Annotated in this window: 29 protein-coding genes; 4 read left to right on the top strand and 25 right to left on the bottom strand. The window is 38.6% G+C overall.

The window, feature by feature from the left end:
• Positions 1–88 precede the first annotated feature (88 nt).
• The gene (fabI, locus tag B6C84_RS00805) at positions 89–877 is read left to right on the top strand and encodes an enoyl-ACP reductase FabI (protein ID WP_034902336.1); all 789 of its coding nucleotides are present in this window, start codon (positions 89–91) and stop codon (positions 875–877) included.
• A 427-nt stretch (positions 878–1,304) separates the two neighbouring features.
• Here fabI and ppnP read toward each other — a convergent pair whose 3' ends face one another.
• A complete protein-coding gene (ppnP, locus tag B6C84_RS00800) occupies positions 1,305–1,595 on the bottom strand; it encodes a pyrimidine/purine nucleoside phosphorylase (protein ID WP_034902339.1) in 291 nt (96 codons plus the stop codon).
• A 274-nt stretch (positions 1,596–1,869) separates the two neighbouring features.
• On the opposite strand from ppnP, the gene slyD reads away from it, so the two are divergent.
• The 3 genes from slyD to B6C84_RS00785 all read left to right on the top strand — a co-directional run bounded on the left by slyD (position 1,870) and on the right by B6C84_RS00785 (position 3,532).
• The gene (gene slyD, locus B6C84_RS00795; protein WP_034902343.1) at positions 1,870–2,442 is read left to right on the top strand and encodes a peptidylprolyl isomerase; all 573 of its coding nucleotides are present in this window, start codon (positions 1,870–1,872) and stop codon (positions 2,440–2,442) included.
• Between the two features lie 165 nt (positions 2,443–2,607).
• Positions 2,608–3,279: a RadC family protein gene (gene radC, locus B6C84_RS00790; protein WP_086321191.1), complete on the top strand. Its 672-nt coding sequence runs from the start codon at positions 2,608–2,610 to the stop codon at positions 3,277–3,279.
• A 49-nt stretch (positions 3,280–3,328) separates the two neighbouring features.
• Positions 3,329–3,532, top strand: a complete 204-nt coding sequence (locus B6C84_RS00785) for a SlyX family protein (RefSeq protein WP_034902349.1) — start codon at positions 3,329–3,331, stop codon at positions 3,530–3,532.
• Positions 3,533–3,775: 243 nt separating this feature from the next.
• Here the strand turns inward: B6C84_RS00785 and rplQ are convergent, their stop codons facing one another.
• From rplQ to rplB, 24 genes are all read right to left on the bottom strand, one after another.
• A complete protein-coding gene (gene rplQ, locus B6C84_RS00780) occupies positions 3,776–4,162 on the bottom strand; it encodes a 50S ribosomal protein L17 (RefSeq protein WP_034884211.1) in 387 nt (128 codons plus the stop codon).
• 29 nt (positions 4,163–4,191) lie between these two features.
• A complete protein-coding gene (locus tag B6C84_RS00775) occupies positions 4,192–5,181 on the bottom strand; it encodes a DNA-directed RNA polymerase subunit alpha (protein WP_034902352.1) in 990 nt (329 codons plus the stop codon).
• Between the two features lie 25 nt (positions 5,182–5,206).
• Entirely contained in the window at positions 5,207–5,827 is a 621-nt protein-coding gene (rpsD, locus tag B6C84_RS00770) for a 30S ribosomal protein S4 (RefSeq protein ID WP_065577881.1), read from the bottom strand.
• A gap of 46 nt (positions 5,828–5,873) precedes the next feature.
• The gene (rpsK, locus tag B6C84_RS00765; protein ID WP_025314405.1) at positions 5,874–6,263 is read right to left on the bottom strand and encodes a 30S ribosomal protein S11; all 390 of its coding nucleotides are present in this window, start codon (positions 6,261–6,263) and stop codon (positions 5,874–5,876) included.
• Between the two features lie 15 nt (positions 6,264–6,278).
• Positions 6,279–6,635, bottom strand: coding sequence for a 30S ribosomal protein S13 (gene rpsM, locus B6C84_RS00760; RefSeq protein ID WP_034902358.1), 357 nt, complete (start codon positions 6,633–6,635; stop codon positions 6,279–6,281).
• A gap of 173 nt (positions 6,636–6,808) precedes the next feature.
• Positions 6,809–6,922: a 50S ribosomal protein L36 gene (gene rpmJ, locus B6C84_RS00755; protein WP_034884218.1), complete on the bottom strand. Its 114-nt coding sequence runs from the start codon at positions 6,920–6,922 to the stop codon at positions 6,809–6,811.
• Positions 6,923–6,948: 26 nt separating this feature from the next.
• The gene (gene secY / locus B6C84_RS00750) at positions 6,949–8,286 is read right to left on the bottom strand and encodes a preprotein translocase subunit SecY (protein WP_065577882.1); all 1,338 of its coding nucleotides are present in this window, start codon (positions 8,284–8,286) and stop codon (positions 6,949–6,951) included.
• Positions 8,287–8,294: 8 nt separating this feature from the next.
• Positions 8,295–8,729 carry a 50S ribosomal protein L15 gene (gene rplO / locus B6C84_RS00745; protein WP_034902361.1) on the bottom strand — a complete coding sequence of 145 codons (435 nt, stop codon included), beginning with the start codon at positions 8,727–8,729 and terminating at the stop codon, positions 8,295–8,297.
• Between the two features lie 5 nt (positions 8,730–8,734).
• Positions 8,735–8,914 (bottom strand): 50S ribosomal protein L30, encoded by a 180-nt coding sequence (gene rpmD, locus B6C84_RS00740; RefSeq protein ID WP_025314400.1) that lies wholly within the window; start codon positions 8,912–8,914, stop codon positions 8,735–8,737.
• A gap of 6 nt (positions 8,915–8,920) precedes the next feature.
• On the bottom strand, positions 8,921–9,421 hold the full coding sequence (gene rpsE / locus B6C84_RS00735) for a 30S ribosomal protein S5 (RefSeq protein ID WP_025314399.1): 501 nt from the start codon (positions 9,419–9,421) through the stop codon (positions 8,921–8,923).
• Positions 9,422–9,435: 14 nt separating this feature from the next.
• Positions 9,436–9,789 (bottom strand): 50S ribosomal protein L18, encoded by a 354-nt coding sequence (rplR, locus tag B6C84_RS00730; protein WP_034902364.1) that lies wholly within the window; start codon positions 9,787–9,789, stop codon positions 9,436–9,438.
• Positions 9,790–9,798: 9 nt separating this feature from the next.
• The gene (gene rplF, locus B6C84_RS00725) at positions 9,799–10,332 is read right to left on the bottom strand and encodes a 50S ribosomal protein L6 (protein WP_034902367.1); all 534 of its coding nucleotides are present in this window, start codon (positions 10,330–10,332) and stop codon (positions 9,799–9,801) included.
• A gap of 11 nt (positions 10,333–10,343) precedes the next feature.
• Positions 10,344–10,736 carry a 30S ribosomal protein S8 gene (rpsH, locus tag B6C84_RS00720; RefSeq protein WP_034902370.1) on the bottom strand — a complete coding sequence of 131 codons (393 nt, stop codon included), beginning with the start codon at positions 10,734–10,736 and terminating at the stop codon, positions 10,344–10,346.
• Positions 10,737–10,753: 17 nt separating this feature from the next.
• Positions 10,754–11,059, bottom strand: coding sequence for a 30S ribosomal protein S14 (gene rpsN, locus B6C84_RS00715; protein ID WP_025314395.1), 306 nt, complete (start codon positions 11,057–11,059; stop codon positions 10,754–10,756).
• Between the two features lie 11 nt (positions 11,060–11,070).
• Positions 11,071–11,610 (bottom strand): 50S ribosomal protein L5, encoded by a 540-nt coding sequence (gene rplE, locus B6C84_RS00710; protein WP_025314394.1) that lies wholly within the window; start codon positions 11,608–11,610, stop codon positions 11,071–11,073.
• A 17-nt stretch (positions 11,611–11,627) separates the two neighbouring features.
• Positions 11,628–11,942, bottom strand: a complete 315-nt coding sequence (rplX, locus tag B6C84_RS00705; protein ID WP_034884230.1) for a 50S ribosomal protein L24 — start codon at positions 11,940–11,942, stop codon at positions 11,628–11,630.
• Between the two features lie 10 nt (positions 11,943–11,952).
• Positions 11,953–12,324: a 50S ribosomal protein L14 gene (gene rplN, locus B6C84_RS00700; RefSeq protein ID WP_025314392.1), complete on the bottom strand. Its 372-nt coding sequence runs from the start codon at positions 12,322–12,324 to the stop codon at positions 11,953–11,955.
• Positions 12,325–12,519: 195 nt separating this feature from the next.
• A complete protein-coding gene (gene rpsQ / locus B6C84_RS00695) occupies positions 12,520–12,780 on the bottom strand; it encodes a 30S ribosomal protein S17 (protein ID WP_025314391.1) in 261 nt (86 codons plus the stop codon).
• Between the two features lies 1 nt (position 12,781).
• Positions 12,782–12,973: a 50S ribosomal protein L29 gene (gene rpmC / locus B6C84_RS00690; RefSeq protein WP_034902373.1), complete on the bottom strand. Its 192-nt coding sequence runs from the start codon at positions 12,971–12,973 to the stop codon at positions 12,782–12,784.
• A complete protein-coding gene (rplP, locus tag B6C84_RS00685) occupies positions 12,974–13,384 on the bottom strand; it encodes a 50S ribosomal protein L16 (RefSeq protein WP_025314389.1) in 411 nt (136 codons plus the stop codon). It lies immediately after the preceding gene.
• Positions 13,385–13,396: 12 nt separating this feature from the next.
• Entirely contained in the window at positions 13,397–14,134 is a 738-nt protein-coding gene (rpsC, locus tag B6C84_RS00680) for a 30S ribosomal protein S3 (RefSeq protein WP_034884234.1), read from the bottom strand.
• Positions 14,135–14,148: 14 nt separating this feature from the next.
• Positions 14,149–14,481 (bottom strand): 50S ribosomal protein L22, encoded by a 333-nt coding sequence (gene rplV, locus B6C84_RS00675; RefSeq protein WP_034884235.1) that lies wholly within the window; start codon positions 14,479–14,481, stop codon positions 14,149–14,151.
• 13 nt (positions 14,482–14,494) lie between these two features.
• Entirely contained in the window at positions 14,495–14,773 is a 279-nt protein-coding gene (rpsS, locus tag B6C84_RS00670) for a 30S ribosomal protein S19 (protein ID WP_024496505.1), read from the bottom strand.
• A 19-nt stretch (positions 14,774–14,792) separates the two neighbouring features.
• Entirely contained in the window at positions 14,793–15,617 is an 825-nt protein-coding gene (gene rplB, locus B6C84_RS00665; protein ID WP_034902376.1) for a 50S ribosomal protein L2, read from the bottom strand.
• Positions 15,618–15,626: the final 9 nt, after the last annotated feature.

Raw genomic sequence — 15,626 nt, 5'->3', positions numbered from 1 at the left:
ATGAATTTATAGTAGCGAAGTTAACTATATCAACATATAATCATCAACATTCTAGACTATATAGTAAAAAATATTAGAGGAATAATTTATGGGATTTTTAACAGGTAAACGCATACTGGTTACCGGCGTGGCAAGTAATCGTTCTATTGCATACGGTATTGCAAAAGCGATGCACCGAGAAGGTGCTGAATTAGCTTTTACTTATCAAAGCGAAAAATTAAAAGGCCGTGTTGAAGAGTTTGCTGCTGATTTTAATTCTAAAATCGTTTTACCTTGCGATGTGGCACATGATGACAGTATCACATCGTTATTTACTGAGTTAGCCAAAACATGGGATAAATTTGATGGTTTTGTGCACGCTATTGCTTTTGCGCCAGGAGATCAATTAGATGGTGACTATGTTAATGCCGTAACGCGTGAAGGTTTTGCAATTGCCCACGATATCAGCTCTTATAGCTTTGTTGCGATGGCTAAAGCTTGTCGTTCAATGCTTAATCCTGATTCAGCATTAGTTACCCTTTCTTACCTAGGTGCTGAGCGTGCAATTCCTAACTATAATGTGATGGGTCTTGCTAAAGCATCTCTAGAAGCAAACGTACGTTACATGGCTAATGCTATGGGACCTGAAGGTATACGTGTAAATGCGATTTCAGCAGGTCCTATTCGTACTTTAGCGGCATCAGGTATCAAAGATTTCAAAAAGATGTTATCACACTGTGAATCAGTCACTCCTATTCGCCGAACAGTAACCATCGAAGATGTGGGTAATTCAGCAGCATTCTTATGTTCGAACCTATCTTCAGGTATTACCGGTGAAGTTATTCATGTTGATGGTGGGTTTAGCATCGCTGCTATGAATGAATTAGAACTTAAATAATATAAACTTAAATGAAATAAGGTGTCAGAATAAATAACTGACACCTTATTTTTTAATTTATCACCTTGATATTTTTTATCTTAACCTCTAGATAATCAAACTTTTGTATAGAGTAAATTAATATTGCTGTCTAATTCAAAACATAAAATTTTTACTAATCCATTTTATCTGTAAATTCTTACTATATTAGCTAATCTAAATCAAAAGTTTAGTATCTTAATTCTAAAAATTATCTATCACTTTTTGACAATTAAAATACAATTATGATGATTTAATAATCATTAAGTCTATTTTATAGAACCTTAAAAATCTAATAAATTATCATTACCCAAATAACATATGATCAAATTTTTCAATAGAATATAAATCGTGCTGTCGAATCCAATGGTTAATTTAATAATATTATTTGTAATACATTGGTGCATCTTTATTTTGCGAGGTAACGACACAAATAAGCGGTTGGTTCTGAAACCTGAACATCGAATTTGCTTTCTTTAGCAATATGAAAAACTTGTCCAGCTTCAAATATTTGCCAATCATTTGCCGTAGGCAATAACACTTTAAGTGAACCGGTTATGACGGTCATTTCCTCTGGATTATCAGTATTAAAAATATATTCACCTGGTAACATCACACCAACAGAGACTTTACCGGTAGAACCATTTTCAAAGCCGATAGATTTCACTTTCCCTTCAAAATAATCATTAACTTTCAACATAAAATCCCCCTTTCCTCACTATTTTTAGTCATTAGCAATAATTTAATATTAGCTACAATAAAGTACTGTATAAAATTCACGCTATCAGCTTAATTGATTTCAACAAGCTATCCAACTATTATTTACTAATTAAAATTGGTCTCTTGAAACAAAAGCACTTCAAAAAATAAAACATTAGCAAAACTTGTTAAAATACGAAAAAATAGCATACAGATGGATTTTTTTCCGTTAAAATCTAACACTATTTGCTCAGTAACAGTTTGTTGGAGAAAACATGAAAATAGCAAAAAACACAGTGGTAAGTTTAGCATATCAAGTTCGTACTAAAGATGGTGTTTTAGTTGATGAAGCAACAACAGTAGCACCACTCGAATATCTACACGGTGCAGGAAACTTATTACAAGATCTTGAAAATTCCTTAGAAGGCCATCAAGTTGGTGATAAATTTGACGTTGAACTAGTTAATCCTTATGGTGATTTTAATGATGCACTAGTACAAAATGTGCCACGTGACGTTTTTGTTGGTGTTGACGAACTTGAAGTCGGTATGCGTTTTTTTGCTGACACTGATCAAGGCTCTTTACCTGTTGAAATTACTGCAATTGATGGCGATAGTGTAACTATCGATGGCAATCATATGCTAGCAGGCCAAGATCTAAATTTCAATGTCGAAGTATTAGCAATTCGTGAAGCAACACCAGATGAAATATCGCATGGACATATTCATGGTGCGCATGGTCATGACCACGGGCATGGTGGCTGCGGTTGTGGCGGACATGACCACGATGAAGATGAAGAAGAAAGCGGTTGTTGTGGCGGTGGTCACGGCGGATGTGGCTGTCATTAATTTTCAAATAAATAACCAGTTAAAAAGCGCTAACAAGCGCTTTTTTATTTGCTGTAAAAATAATTTCATTACTGCGAACTTGTTCACAACGTTATATATCTCTACTTATTATTTTTCACAACATAGCTAATAATCACATTTTGTGTGAATAACAAGAATCCAATTATGTCAGAACAAAAAACCACCTTAATGCCTCGAGAAAAATTATTACTATTTGGTGTCGAAACACTATCTGATGCGGAATTACTCGCCCTTTTCTTACGCACAGGTATACGTAATTTACCAGTCCTAGATTTATCGCAAAAATTATTAAATGAATTTGGCTCATTTTATCATTTAATAAATGCTAGCCACGATGAGTTTTGTAAAAAGCAAGGTCTTGGAACTGCAAAATATACTCAGTTAAAAGCGGTTGTTGAACTTTCTAATCGTTATTTGAAAGTTAAAATAAGCCATGAAAATTACTTAACATCGCCAAGCTTAACCCATCATTACCTAGCTAGTCGCTTAATGGATAAAGATCGTGAAATTTTTATGGTGATATTTTTAGACAATCAGCATCATGTCATTACTTCTGAAGAGATGTTTGTTGGAACCTATAATTGTGTAGAGGTTCATCCGAGAGAAGTAGCTAGACGGGCATTACAACACAATGCAGCAGCATTAATTTTAGCTCATAATCATCCATCAGGATTGGCTGAACCAAGTCAAGCTGACCGGATATTAACAAAGAAAATTGAACAAGTTTGTGAATTAATAGATGTTCGCATTGTTGATCACCTTGTGATTGGTAAGGGAGAGTATGTTTCTTTTGCCGAACGAGGATGGATTTTATAATTACTTTTACTTACAATATAAAATTACTAAACTAATTAATGAATAAACTATGAACCAACAACTGGAATTATTAGAAACTAAAGTCGCATTCCAAGAAATGACCATTGAAGAACTCAATCAAATGGTTGTTAATCTTCAAGCAGATATCAGCAAACTCAAAGAACAATTAATGTTATTGTCACAAAAGTTACAGGCTACACAAACCTCAAATATTGCTAATTTATCAGAAGAAACACCGCCTCCTCATTATTAACTACAAGTTTAATAATTCGAGGGACTCTAAAATCTACTTTTTACCAATAAAATTATACCCTCGATAAGAAAGCAGAGAAATTAAAATCAAGAAGCAACCAACCCATTTTGTCCATGGCATATAAAATCATGATTATTGCAAAGCAAATAGTAAAATTGTAGTAATAAAAATACTCAATTAGGTAATATCTAGATAATAAAAAACCGGCTAAATAGCCGGTTTTAGTTTAAGCTTTAATTATTTTTATTCAGCTGCTGCTTCTGCTTCTACCGCAGGGCGATCAACTAATTCAATATAAGCCATTGGAGCATTATCTCCATCACGGAAACCACATTTTAAAATGCGAACATAACCACCCGGACGGGTAGCAAAACGTGGACCTAAATCTGAAAATAATTTTTTTACTGTATCTTTATCACGGATACGAGCGAAAGCCAGACGGCGATTAGCTACGCTATCGCTTTTAGCTAACGTAATTAACGGCTCAACGACACGACGCAACTCTTTTGCTTTAGGCAATGTTGTTTTGATAATTTCATGTTCAACTAATGAACTTGTCATATTACGAAACATCGCTTGACGATGGCTGCTATTTCGGTTCAGTTGACGACCACTTTTACGATGGCGCATAACTTTATCCTTCTTATATAAATTTTATCTTAGTCTTCAACAATACTTGCTGGTGGCCAATTCTCAAGACGCATGCCTAAAGATAAACCACGAGATGCGAGCACATCCTTAATTTCAGTAAGAGATTTTTTACCAAGATTAGGGGTTTTAAGTAACTCGACTTCAGTACGTTGCACTAAATCACCAATATAATGAACTGCTTCTGCTTTTAAGCAATTAGCAGACCGAACAGTTAATTCCAAGTCATCTACTGGACGTAAAAGAATTGGATCAAATTCCGGTTTATCTTCTTTGACTTCTGGTTGACGTACATCACGTAAATCAACAAAAGCTTCAAGTTGTTCAGCCAAAATAGTAGATGCGCGACGAATAGATTCTTCTGGATCGATAGTACCATTAGTTTCCATATCGATAACCAGTTTATCTAAGTCGGTACGTTGTTCCACACGAGCAGCATCGACAGAATATGCAATACGCTCAACTGGACTATAACATGCATCAACTAATAGACGACCAATTGGTCGCTCTTCATCTTCTGACTTAACGCGAGCAGAAGCAGGGACATAACCACGTCCTCGTTGTACACGAATACGCATACTAATTGAAGCATTGGCATCAGTAAGATGACAAATTACTAAATCAGGATTAACAATTTCAACATCACCATCGTGAGTGATATCTGATGCAGTTACAGCACCAACGCCTGATTTATTTAAAGTCAGCATAACATCATCTTTAGTATGTACACGAACCGCTAATTTTTTCAAATTAAGCAGAATATCAAGCACATCTTCTTGAACGCCTTCTTTAGTACTATACTCATGCAGAACACCGTCAATTTCAACTTCGGTCACTGCATATCCCGGCATAGATGATAATAAAATGCGGCGTAGTGCATTACCTAAAGTATGACCAAAACCACGCTCAAGTGGCTCTAAAGTCACTTTCGCATGAGTTGGGCTGTATTGAACAACGTCAACTAGGTGAGGTTTTAAAAACTCTGTTACAGAACCCTGCATTATGTCCTCTCTTAAGTGCTAAACTTTACTTAGAGTAAAGTTCGACGATCAAATGTTCGTTGATGTCAGCAGATAAATCTGAACGTTCTGGTAAGCGTTTAAATACACCTTCCATTTTGCTAGCATCAACTTCTAACCATGTTGGTTTTTCACGTTGTTCAGCTAACTCTAAAGCGGCTTTAATACGTGCTTGTTTTTTTGATTTTTCGCGAACACTAATAACATCTTCAGGTGAAACTTGATAAGATGCGATGTTCACAACATGACCATTAACAAGAACAGCTTTATGACTAACTAATTGACGAGCTTCAGCGCGAGTTGCACCAAATCCCATACGATAAACAACGTTATCTAAGCGACGTTCTAAAAGAGCAAGTAGGTTTTCACCAGTATTACCTTTAATACGTGCTGCATTTTTGTAGTAATTACGGAATTGACGCTCTAGAATTCCATAAATACGTCTAACTTTTTGTTTTTCGCGTAACTGAACACCATAATCTGATAAACGCGGTTTACGCGCACCATGTTGTCCAGGAGCTTGTTCTAACTTACATTTACTATCAACCGCTCGGACGCCAGACTTAAGGAATAAATCTGTACCTTCACGACGACTTAATTTGAGCTTTGGTCCCAAATATCTTGCCATTTTTTTTCTCCAATAATCCTATAAACATTCAATGTTTAATAAAAAATTAAACACGACGTTTCTTTGGTGGACGACAACCGTTATGAGGAATCGGAGTAACATCAGTAATATTAGTGATGCGATAACCCGCTGCATTTAATGCACGAATTGTTGACTCACGACCAGGACCAGGTCCTTTAACCATAACTTCCAGATTCTTAATTCCGTAGTCTTTTACAGCTTCGGCACAACGTTCTGCTGCTACTTGAGCTGCAAAAGGAGTTGATTTACGAGAGCCGCGGAAACCAGAACCACCAGCGGTTGCCCAACCCAACGCATTACCTTGACGATCGGTAATTGTTACGATTGTATTGTTAAATGATGCATGAATATGAGCTATACCATCAGAAACTTGCTTTTTAACACGTTTACGTGTACGAACAGGTGTCTTTGCCATTTATTATCACCTCAATTATTTCTTGATTGGCTTACGCGGTCCCTTACGGGTACGAGCGTTAGTCTTAGTGCGTTGACCACGGACAGGAAGTCCACGACGATGACGCACACCACGATAACAACCAAGGTCTAATAAACGCTTGATACTCATAGTTACTTCACGACGTAAGTCACCTTCAACAGTGAATTTAGCGACTTGTTCGCGTAACTGTTCAATCTGATCTTCAGATAGTTCTCTGATCTTAACATGTTCAGGAATACCCGCTTCAGCACAAATTGTCTTTGCACGAGTACTACCGATACCATAAATTGCTTGTAACGCAATAACAGTATGTTGTTGATCAGGAATGTTAATGCCTGCTATACGGGCCACTATGCACTCCTTTATTGTTAATGTTCAGTAGATCCACCATACTGAAAAGCCCGTTTTCAGGATACTCAAACAATGGATCTACAAAAAAATTTTTTAGGCTGGCTATTCTAGCCAGCTTTACTATACTTTGGCAAGTAAAATATGCAAAAGTTCAACTTTACAGTTAAATAATATTAACCTTGACGTTGTTTATGTTTACCTTCAATGCAAATAACACGAACAATGCCATTGCGTTTGATGATTTTACAATTTCTGCATAATTTCTTGACTGAAGCACGAACTTTCATTTTTTTCTCCGTAACTTCTGGCTAACTTATCGGCCATAGCCTTTAAGATTCGCTTTCTTTAACACTGACTCATAACGATTTGGCATCATTAAAGTCTGTACTTGTGCCATAAAATCCATGATTACAACAACCACAATTAATAATGATGTTCCACCAAATTGAACTGGAACTTTCATTGCGCTTGTCATAAACATTGGTACCAAACATACAAGAGTAATGTAAATAGCGCCGATTAGCGTTAAACGTGTCATTACTTTGTCAATATACTTCGATGTTTGTTCACCTGGACGGATACCTGGAATAAATGCACCTGATTTCTTTAACTGATCTGCTGTTTCTCTAGGATTGAAAACCAATGCTGTATAGAAGAAACAGAAGAAGATAATCGCTGCTGCAAAAAAGATTATGTATAACGGTTGATCATGAGAGAAGTATTGTCCAATAAGAACAAAGACATATCTCCATCCTTCACCATTTCCTTGGAACCAAGAAGCCATCATTGATGGTAACATAATAATTGTTGAAGCAAATATTGCAGGAATAACACCTGCCATATTAATCTTCAATGGTAAATGTGTACTTTGTGCAGCATACACACGACGGCCTTGCTGTCTTTGCGCATAATTAACAACTATACGTCGTTGACCACGTTCGACAAAAACAACAAAGTAAGTCACACCAACCACTAATGCTGCTACGACTAATAATAAAATCGGATGCAATGAACCAGAACGAGCTTGTTCAATTGTTTCATATATTGCATGAGGAAGACTTGCCACAATACCAGCAAAGATAATGATAGAAATACCATTACCTACACCGCGTTCCGTGATTTGCTCACCCAACCACATAAGAAACATAGTGCCAGTAACTAAGCTAATCGATGCAATAAAATAGAAAGAAAATCCTGGGTTAATCACTACATGACTATAACCAGGAATATTCGGTAAACCAGTCGCAATACCAGCTGCTTGTACAATTGCTAAAGCTAATGTGCCATAACGGGTGTACTGACTGATTTTTTTACGACCTGATTCACCTTCTTTCTTCAATTCTGCTAATTTAGGGTTAATTGCCGTTAATAACTGCACAATAATAGATGAAGAAATATAAGGCATTATCCCTAAAGCAAAAATTGAAGCACGGCTTAAAGCACCACCAGAGAACATATTGAACATACCAACAATACCATTAGATGATGATTGTAGTAAGTCCGATAACGCTTTAGTATCAATACCAGGAACCGGAACGTAAGAACCAAGACGGAAAACAATAAGCGCTAAAAGCACAAATAATAAACGTCTTTTAAGCTCACCACTACCGCCTCGTGTGCTTTGAAAATCTAATCCTGGTTGCTTTGCCATCTTTCTAATTATTCCTCAATTTTTCCGCCAGCAGCTTCAATTGCAGCTTTAGCACCTTTAGTTACTCGAATACCACGAACTGTTACTGGTTTAGTAACTTCTCCAGATAACATGATTTTTGCATATTCGATTTGTGAATTAATCACATTAGCAACTTTCAAGCTATTTAGGTCAACAATATCACCTTCAACTTTCATTAAATCAGAAAGACGAACTTGTGCTGTTACCATAGCTTTACGTGAGGTAAAACCAAATTTTGGTAAACGACGATATAAAGGCATTTGACCACCTTCGAAGCCACGACGAACGCCGCCACCTGAACGTGATTTTTGACCTTTGATACCACGAGTACCAGTTTTACCTAGCCCTGAACCGATTCCTCGGCCCACGCGCTTAGATGCATGCTTTGAACCTTCAGCAGGAGATAAAGTATTTAAACGCATTACTATTACTCCTCAACTTTAACCATGTAATAAACTTGGTTTACCATACCGCGGATTGCTGGTGTATCTTCACGTTCAACAGTATGACCAATACGACGTAATCCTAAACCAACTAACGTTGCTTTATGCTTCGGTAGACGGCCAATAGAACTACGAGTTTGTGTAATTTTAATTGTCTTTGCCATGGCTAATTACCCCAAAATTTCTTCGACGGTTTTACCACGCTTAGCAGCAACCATTTCTGGAGATTTCATATTTTCTAAGCCATCAATAGTCGCACGAACCACGTTAATTGGGTTAGTAGAACCATATGCTTTAGCTAGAACGTTACGAACACCAGCAACTTCTAATACAGCACGCATTGCACCACCGGCGATAATACCAGTACCTTCTGATGCTGGTTGCATGTAAACACGAGAGCCTGTATGAGCACCTTTAACTGGATGCTGTAAAGTATCGTTATTTAACGCAACGTTAATCATATTACGACGTGCTTTTTCCATTGCTTTTTGGATTGCTGCTGGCACTTCACGTGCTTTACCATATCCAAAACCAACGCGGCCATTACCGTCACCAACCACTGTTAGTGCAGAAAAACTAAAAATACGACCACCTTTTACGGTTTTAGAAACTCGGTTAACTGCGATTAGTTTTTCCTGCAGTTCACCAGCTTGTTTTTCGATGTTTGACATCTTTAACTCCTACCTTAGAACTGTAGGCCAGCTTCGCGAGCAGCATCTGCTAGCGCCTGAACTCGACCATGATATTGGAAACCTGAACGATCAAAAGAAACTTCTTTGATATCTTTCGCTAATGCGCGTTCTGCAATTGCTTTACCAACTGCTGCTGCTGCATCTTTGTTTCCAGTGTATTTTAAACTTTCACTGATAGCTTTTTCTAATGTTGAAGCCGCTGCCAGTACTTCTGATCCGTTTGGTGCGATAATCTGCGCATAAATATGACGCGGAGTACGGTGAACTACTAAGCGAGTTGCAAGTAGTTCTTGCATCTTACGACGCGCTTTAGTTGCACGACGGATACGAGCTGATTTCTTATCCATAGTGTTACCTTACTTTTTCTTAGCTTCTTTAGTACGCACAACTTCATCTGCGTAACGAACACCTTTACCTTTATAAGGTTCAGGACGACGATAAGCACGGATATCAGCAGCTACTTGTCCAATTAACTGTTTATCAGCACTTTTCAGAACGATTTCAGTTTGCGAAGGACATTCAGCTGTTACACCTGCAGGTAATTGGTGATCAATTGGATGTGAATAACCAAGAGATAAGCCAATTGTATTACCTTTAACTTGTGCACGATAACCGACACCAACTAGCTGAAGTTTTTTAGTAAAACCTTCAGTAACACCAATAACCATTGCATTAATCAATGCACGAGCAGTACCTGCTTGCGCCCAAGCGTCAGCAAAACCGTCACGAGGCGCAAATGTAATCTGGCCTTCTGCTTGATTAATAACAACTGCATTATTTATTGTACGAGATAACTCGCCATTTTTACCTTTAATCGTAATTACCTGACCATTGAGTTTTACCTCTACGCCAGCAGGAACAACGACAGGTGCTTTTGCAACACGAGACATTTTTTTCTCCCTTACGCTACGTAGCAGATAATTTCACCACCAAGACCTGCTTGGCGTGCTGCACGATCAGTCATAACACCTTTAGAAGTAGAAACAACTGCAATACCTAATCCAGCCATTACTTTTGGTAATTCATCTTTACGTTTATAAATACGTAAACCTGGACGGCTAACACGTTTAATACTTTCTACTACAGCCTTACCTTGGAAATATTTTAAAGTGATTTCCAATTCTGGTTTAGTGTCACCAACTACTTTATAGTCCCCGATATAACCTTCTTCTTTTAGCACATTGGCAATTGCCACTTTTAGCTTAGAGGAAGGCATGGTGACTGCAACTTTATTCGCAGCTTGACCGTTACGAATGCGGGTCAACATATCTGCTATAGGATCTTGCATGCTCATCTATAACACTCCCCTGATTACCAACTTGCCTTTTTAAGACCAGGAATCTCACCACGCATGGCTGATTCACGAACCTTAATACGGCTTAAACCAAACTTACGAAGGACGCCATGAGGACGACCGGTTTGACGACAACGACGACGTTGACGTGATGGACTAGAATCACGAGGAAGCGTTTGCAATTTAAGCACTGCATTCCAACGATCTTCATCTGATGCATTAAGATCAGAGATAATCGCTTTTAATTCTTGACGCTTTGCAAAATATTTTTCTGCTAGCTTTACGCGTTTTTTATCGCGTTCAATCATTGATTGTTTAGCCATTATGTCCTACCTTACTTACGAAATGGGAAGTTAAAGGCAGATAATAAAGCTCGGCCTTCTTCATCAGATTGTGCTGTTGTTGTGATAGTGATATCTAAACCACGAACACGATCAACTTTATCATAATCGATTTCAGGGAAAACGATTTGTTCACGAACACCCATGCTATAGTTACCACGACCATCGAAAGATTTTGCGCTTAAACCACGAAAATCTCGAGTACGAGGAAGAGCAATATAAACTAGACGTTCAAAAAATTCCCACATACGTTCGCCACGTAAAGTGACTTTACAACCAATAGGATACCCTTGACGGATTTTAAAACCAGCAACTGATTTGCGTGCTTTAGTGACTAGTGGTTTTTGACCACTGATTGCTGCTAAATCTGCAACCGCATTATCTAATAATTTCTTATCAGTAATTGCTTCACCCACACCCATATTCAAGGTGATCTTTTCGATCCGAGGGACTTGCATGACAGATTTGTAGCCAAACTGTTCTTGCAGTTTATTTACTACCTGTGCTTTGTAGTAATCATGCAGTTTCGCCATCGTACACTCCAAATTACTTAATTGATTAATTTATTAGTAGACTTATAAAAACGGACTTTTTTACCGTCTTCAAAACGAAAGCCTACGCGATCTGCTTTGCCTGTATCTTGGTTAAAAATTGCTACGTTAGAAACGTTAATTGGCGCTTCTTTCTCAACAATTCCACCTTCTTGATTTAATGCAGGTACTGGTTTTTGGTGTTTTTTCACCAAATTGATACCTTCAACAATCACTTTACCAGTAGACAAAACACTTTTTACTTTACCGCGTTTACCTTTATCTTTACCGGCTAACACGATAACTTCATCTTCTCGACGGATTTTAGCTGCCATTACCCGCTCCTTACAGTACTTCTGGTGCTAATGAAATGATCTTCATAAACTTCTCAGAACGAAGTTCACGAGTGACCGGTCCAAAAATACGCGTACCAATCGGTTGCTCACTGTTATTATTTAAAATAACACAAGCATTGCGATCGAAACGAATGACAGATCCATCAGGACGACGAACACCTTTTCGAGTGCGCACCACCACAGCTTTAAGTACATCACCTTTTTTAACTTTACCACGTGGAATAGCTTCTTTAATGGTAACTTTGATGATATCACCTACCGCTGCATAACGACGATGCGATCCACCGAGAACCTTGATACACATTACGCTACGTGCGCCAGAGTTATCAGCAACATCGAGCCTAGTCTGTTCTTGGATCATTTTAATGCTCCGTATAAATTAATTATTGTCTAATCTACCTTCATCCACCTCAACTACCATGGATAAGAATAGACAACCAAAAACCCACTTACGTGAGGGCGCATAGTATAACACCACTCAAATAAAATGGATAGCATAAAATAAACGGCCGGTGAGCCGTTTATTATATTATGTACAGTTTTTAATCAAATTTGATTAGCTAACTGCTTTTTCAACGATTCGAACAAGAGTCCAAGATTTGGTTTTTGATAATGGACGACACTCTTTAATTTCTACAGTATCACCAATACCACACTCGTTGTTTTCATCATGTACATGCAATTTAGTCGTACGTTTAATGAACTTACCATATAACGGATGCTTCACTTTACGTTCAATAGCTACAGTAATAGATTTATCCATTTTGTCGCTAATAACACGACCTTGCTGAGTACGAATTTTTACTTCAGTAGTCATATTACGCACCCGCCTTCTCAGTTAATAACGTTTTAACTCGTGCAATATTACGACGCACTTGTTTTAACATATGAGTTTGTGTTAACTGACCTCCAGCTAATTGCATACGTAAGTTAAATTGCTCACGTAATAAATTAAGAAGTTCAGTATTTAACTCTTCAACGCTTTTTTCGCGTAGCTCTTTTGCTTTCATTTACATCACCGTCTTAATCACAAAGGTGGTTTTAATTGGCAGTTTTGCAGCTGCCAACGCAAATGCTTCACGAGCAACTTCTTCCGGTACACCGTCCATTTCATAAAGGACTTTACCTGGTTGAATCTGAGCAACCCAGTATTCAACGTTACCCTTACCTTTACCCATACGCACTTCAAGTGGTTTTTCAGTAATTGGTTTATCAGGGAAAACTCGAATCCAGATTTTACCTTGACGCTTAACTGCACGAGTCATTGCACGACGTGCTGCTTCGATCTGGCGCGCAGTCAAACGACCACGACCCACAGCCTTAAGACCGAATGTACCGAAACTTACATCAGTACTCACAGCAAGACCACGATTGCGGCCCTTGTGCACTTTACGGAATTTTGTACGCTTTGGTTGTAACATCAGCGACGCTCCTTATTGTTTTCGGCCTTTGCGCTGCTTTTTCGGTTGAGCAGCAGGTTGTTTTTCTGCTTGTTCAACGGCAGCCATACCACCAAGGATCTCACCTTTGAAGATCCACACTTTAACACCAATAATACCATAGGTAGTCAATGCTTCTGATAAACCATAGTCGATGTCCGCTCTTAATGTATGTAATGGTACGCGACCTTCACGATACCACTCACTACGAGCAATTTCAGCGCCGCCTAAACGACCACTTACTTCAACTTTGATACCTTTAGCACCCGCCTTCATTGCATTTTGAACCGCACGTTTCATTGCACGACGGAACATAACACGGCGTTCTAACTGAGAGGTAATACTGTCAGCAACTAATTTAGCGTCTAGTTCTGGTTTACGAACTTCAGCAATATTAATTTGTACTGCAACATCACGTTTCTCTTTTTTGTCTTTGTATTTATTGACAATAGAAGCTACGGCATTACGTAATTTTTCAACGTCCTCACCTTTTTTACCAATCACAATACCTGGACGAGCAGTGTGAATAGTAATGCGAACGTTAGTTTCTGCTGAACGATCGATAACAATTTTAGAGATTGATGCTTGTGCTAATTCTTTATTTAAGAATTCACGTACTCTAAAATCACTTTCTAAATTATCAGCGAATGTCTTTGTACCCGAATACCATGTAGATGTCCAAGGCTTGACGATGCCTAGTCGGATACCATTTGGATTTACTTTTTGACCCATTGCTATTCTCCAGCCTAGCGATCTGAGACGATCACGGTGATGTGACTCGTACGCTTCAAAATTCGATCTGCACGACCTTTCGCACGAGGCATAATACGCTTCATGGTTGGGCCTTCGTCTACGAAAATTTTCGCAACTTTCAGATCATCAATATCAGCACCATCGTTATGCTCTGCATTAGCAATAGCAGACTCTAATACTTTTTTAACAAGTACAGCCGCTTTTTTATTGGTGTACGTTAAAATATCAAGTGCCTGAGACACTTTTTTACCGCGAACAAGATCTGCAACTAAGCGAACTTTTTGTGCAGAAGAACGAGCGTGGCGGTACTTTGCAATTGTTTCCATCTCTTTCTCCTACTTATTTCTTCTTAGCTTTCTTATCCGCAGCGTGGCCGCGATAAGTACGAGTCGGCGCGAATTCACCCAATTTATGACCAACCATTTCGTCGGAAACATAAACTGGAACGTGCTGACGACCATTATGGACAGCGATGGTCAATCCGATCATGTTAGGAAAGATCGTTGAACGACGGGACCAAGTACGAATTGGTTTCTTGTCCCCGCTTTCCACCGCTTTCTCTACCTTCTTCAGCAAGTGTAGGTCAATAAAAGGACCCTTCTTGAGAGAACGTGGCATAGCTAATCCTCTATATTAATTATTTCTTATTGCGACGGCGAACAATATACTTATCAGTACGTTTGTTGCTGCGCGTTTTCAATCCTTTGGCTTTTTGACCCCATGGAGACACAGGATGTTTACCAAAGTTACGACCTTCACCACCACCATGTGGATGGTCTACCGGGTTCATTGCTGTACCACGAACAGTAGGACGAACACCACGCCAACGCGTTGCACCCGCTTTACCTAGTACGCGAAGCATATGTTCTGAGTTACCCACTTCACCAATAGTGGCGCGGCAATCAGATAATACTTTACGCATTTCACCTGAACGTAGACGTAATGTTACATAAGCACCATCACGCGCAACGATTTGAACATAGCTACCAGCTGAGCGAGCAAGTTGTCCGCCTTTACCTGGTTTCATTTCAATATTATGCACGGTAGAACCTACTGGAATATTGCGCATTGGTAAACAGTTACCTGTTTTAATCGCTGCATCAACACCAGATTGGATCTGATCACCTGCTTTTAAGCCTTTAGGCGCTAAAATATAACGACGTTCACCGTCTTTATATAGAACCAATGCAATATTTGCACTACGGTTCGGATCATATTCCAAACGTTCAACAACTGCTGGAATACCATCTTTATTACGCTTAAAGTCGACAATACGATAATGTTGTTTATGACCACCACCGATATGACGGGTAGTGATACGACCATTATTATTGCGACCACCAGTTTTGCTTTTTGTATCAAGCAACGGTGCATAAGGCTTACCTTTATGCAACTCTGGGTTAACCACTTTAACAACGTGGCGACGACCCGGAGATGTAGGTTTACACTTAACAACTGCCATTGTTCTTAC

Origin of the sequence: Gilliamella apis (genome assembly GCF_002142155.1) — a bacterium.
GTDB classification, from domain to species: Bacteria; Pseudomonadota; Gammaproteobacteria; order Enterobacterales; family Orbaceae; genus Gilliamella; species Gilliamella apis.
This window is presented reverse-complemented; position numbering and strand designations above follow the sequence as displayed.

Bases quoted from the DNA above. Each gene is read 5' to 3' on its own strand.
- B6C84_RS00785 (WP_034902349.1), top strand. From the start codon at position 3,329: ATGAACCAACAACTGGAATTATTAGAAACTAAAGTCGCATTCCAAGAA.
- rpmJ (WP_034884218.1), bottom strand. From the start codon at position 6,922: ATGAAAGTTCGTGCTTCAGTCAAGAAATTATGCAGAAATTGTAAAATC.
- slyD (WP_034902343.1), top strand. From the start codon at position 1,870: ATGAAAATAGCAAAAAACACAGTGGTAAGTTTAGCATATCAAGTTCGT.
- rplR (WP_034902364.1), bottom strand. From the start codon at position 9,789: ATGGATAAGAAATCAGCTCGTATCCGTCGTGCAACTAAAGCGCGTCGT.
- ppnP (WP_034902339.1), bottom strand. From the start codon at position 1,595: ATGTTGAAAGTTAATGATTATTTTGAAGGGAAAGTGAAATCTATCGGC.
- rplE (WP_025314394.1), bottom strand. From the start codon at position 11,610: ATGGCGAAACTGCATGATTACTACAAAGCACAGGTAGTAAATAAACTG.
- rplP (WP_025314389.1), bottom strand. From the start codon at position 13,384: ATGTTACAACCAAAGCGTACAAAATTCCGTAAAGTGCACAAGGGCCGC.
- rplN (WP_025314392.1), bottom strand. From the start codon at position 12,324: ATGATCCAAGAACAGACTAGGCTCGATGTTGCTGATAACTCTGGCGCA.
- B6C84_RS00775 (WP_034902352.1), bottom strand. From the start codon at position 5,181: ATGCAGGGTTCTGTAACAGAGTTTTTAAAACCTCACCTAGTTGACGTT.
- rpsK (WP_025314405.1), bottom strand. From the start codon at position 6,263: ATGGCAAAGACACCTGTTCGTACACGTAAACGTGTTAAAAAGCAAGTT.
- rpsC (WP_034884234.1), bottom strand. From the start codon at position 14,134: ATGGGTCAAAAAGTAAATCCAAATGGTATCCGACTAGGCATCGTCAAG.
- rpsD (WP_065577881.1), bottom strand. From the start codon at position 5,827: ATGGCAAGATATTTGGGACCAAAGCTCAAATTAAGTCGTCGTGAAGGT.
- rpsS (WP_024496505.1), bottom strand. From the start codon at position 14,773: ATGCCACGTTCTCTCAAGAAGGGTCCTTTTATTGACCTACACTTGCTG.
- rpsE (WP_025314399.1), bottom strand. From the start codon at position 9,421: ATGTCAAACATCGAAAAACAAGCTGGTGAACTGCAGGAAAAACTAATC.
- rpsQ (WP_025314391.1), bottom strand. From the start codon at position 12,780: ATGACTACTGAAGTAAAAATTCGTACTCAGCAAGGTCGTGTTATTAGC.
- rpmC (WP_034902373.1), bottom strand. From the start codon at position 12,973: ATGAAAGCAAAAGAGCTACGCGAAAAAAGCGTTGAAGAGTTAAATACT.
- rpmD (WP_025314400.1), bottom strand. From the start codon at position 8,914: ATGGCAAAGACAATTAAAATTACACAAACTCGTAGTTCTATTGGCCGT.
- rplO (WP_034902361.1), bottom strand. From the start codon at position 8,729: ATGCGTTTAAATACTTTATCTCCTGCTGAAGGTTCAAAGCATGCATCT.
- rplF (WP_034902367.1), bottom strand. From the start codon at position 10,332: ATGTCTCGTGTTGCAAAAGCACCTGTCGTTGTTCCTGCTGGCGTAGAG.
- rplX (WP_034884230.1), bottom strand. From the start codon at position 11,942: ATGGCAGCTAAAATCCGTCGAGAAGATGAAGTTATCGTGTTAGCCGGT.
- rplQ (WP_034884211.1), bottom strand. From the start codon at position 4,162: ATGCGCCATCGTAAAAGTGGTCGTCAACTGAACCGAAATAGCAGCCAT.
- rplV (WP_034884235.1), bottom strand. From the start codon at position 14,481: ATGGAAACAATTGCAAAGTACCGCCACGCTCGTTCTTCTGCACAAAAA.
- rpsH (WP_034902370.1), bottom strand. From the start codon at position 10,736: ATGAGCATGCAAGATCCTATAGCAGATATGTTGACCCGCATTCGTAAC.
- rplB (WP_034902376.1), bottom strand. From the start codon at position 15,617: ATGGCAGTTGTTAAGTGTAAACCTACATCTCCGGGTCGTCGCCACGTT.
- rpsN (WP_025314395.1), bottom strand. From the start codon at position 11,059: ATGGCTAAACAATCAATGATTGAACGCGATAAAAAACGCGTAAAGCTA.
- secY (WP_065577882.1), bottom strand. From the start codon at position 8,286: ATGGCAAAGCAACCAGGATTAGATTTTCAAAGCACACGAGGCGGTAGT.
- fabI (WP_034902336.1), top strand. From the start codon at position 89: ATGGGATTTTTAACAGGTAAACGCATACTGGTTACCGGCGTGGCAAGT.
- radC (WP_086321191.1), top strand. From the start codon at position 2,608: ATGTCAGAACAAAAAACCACCTTAATGCCTCGAGAAAAATTATTACTA.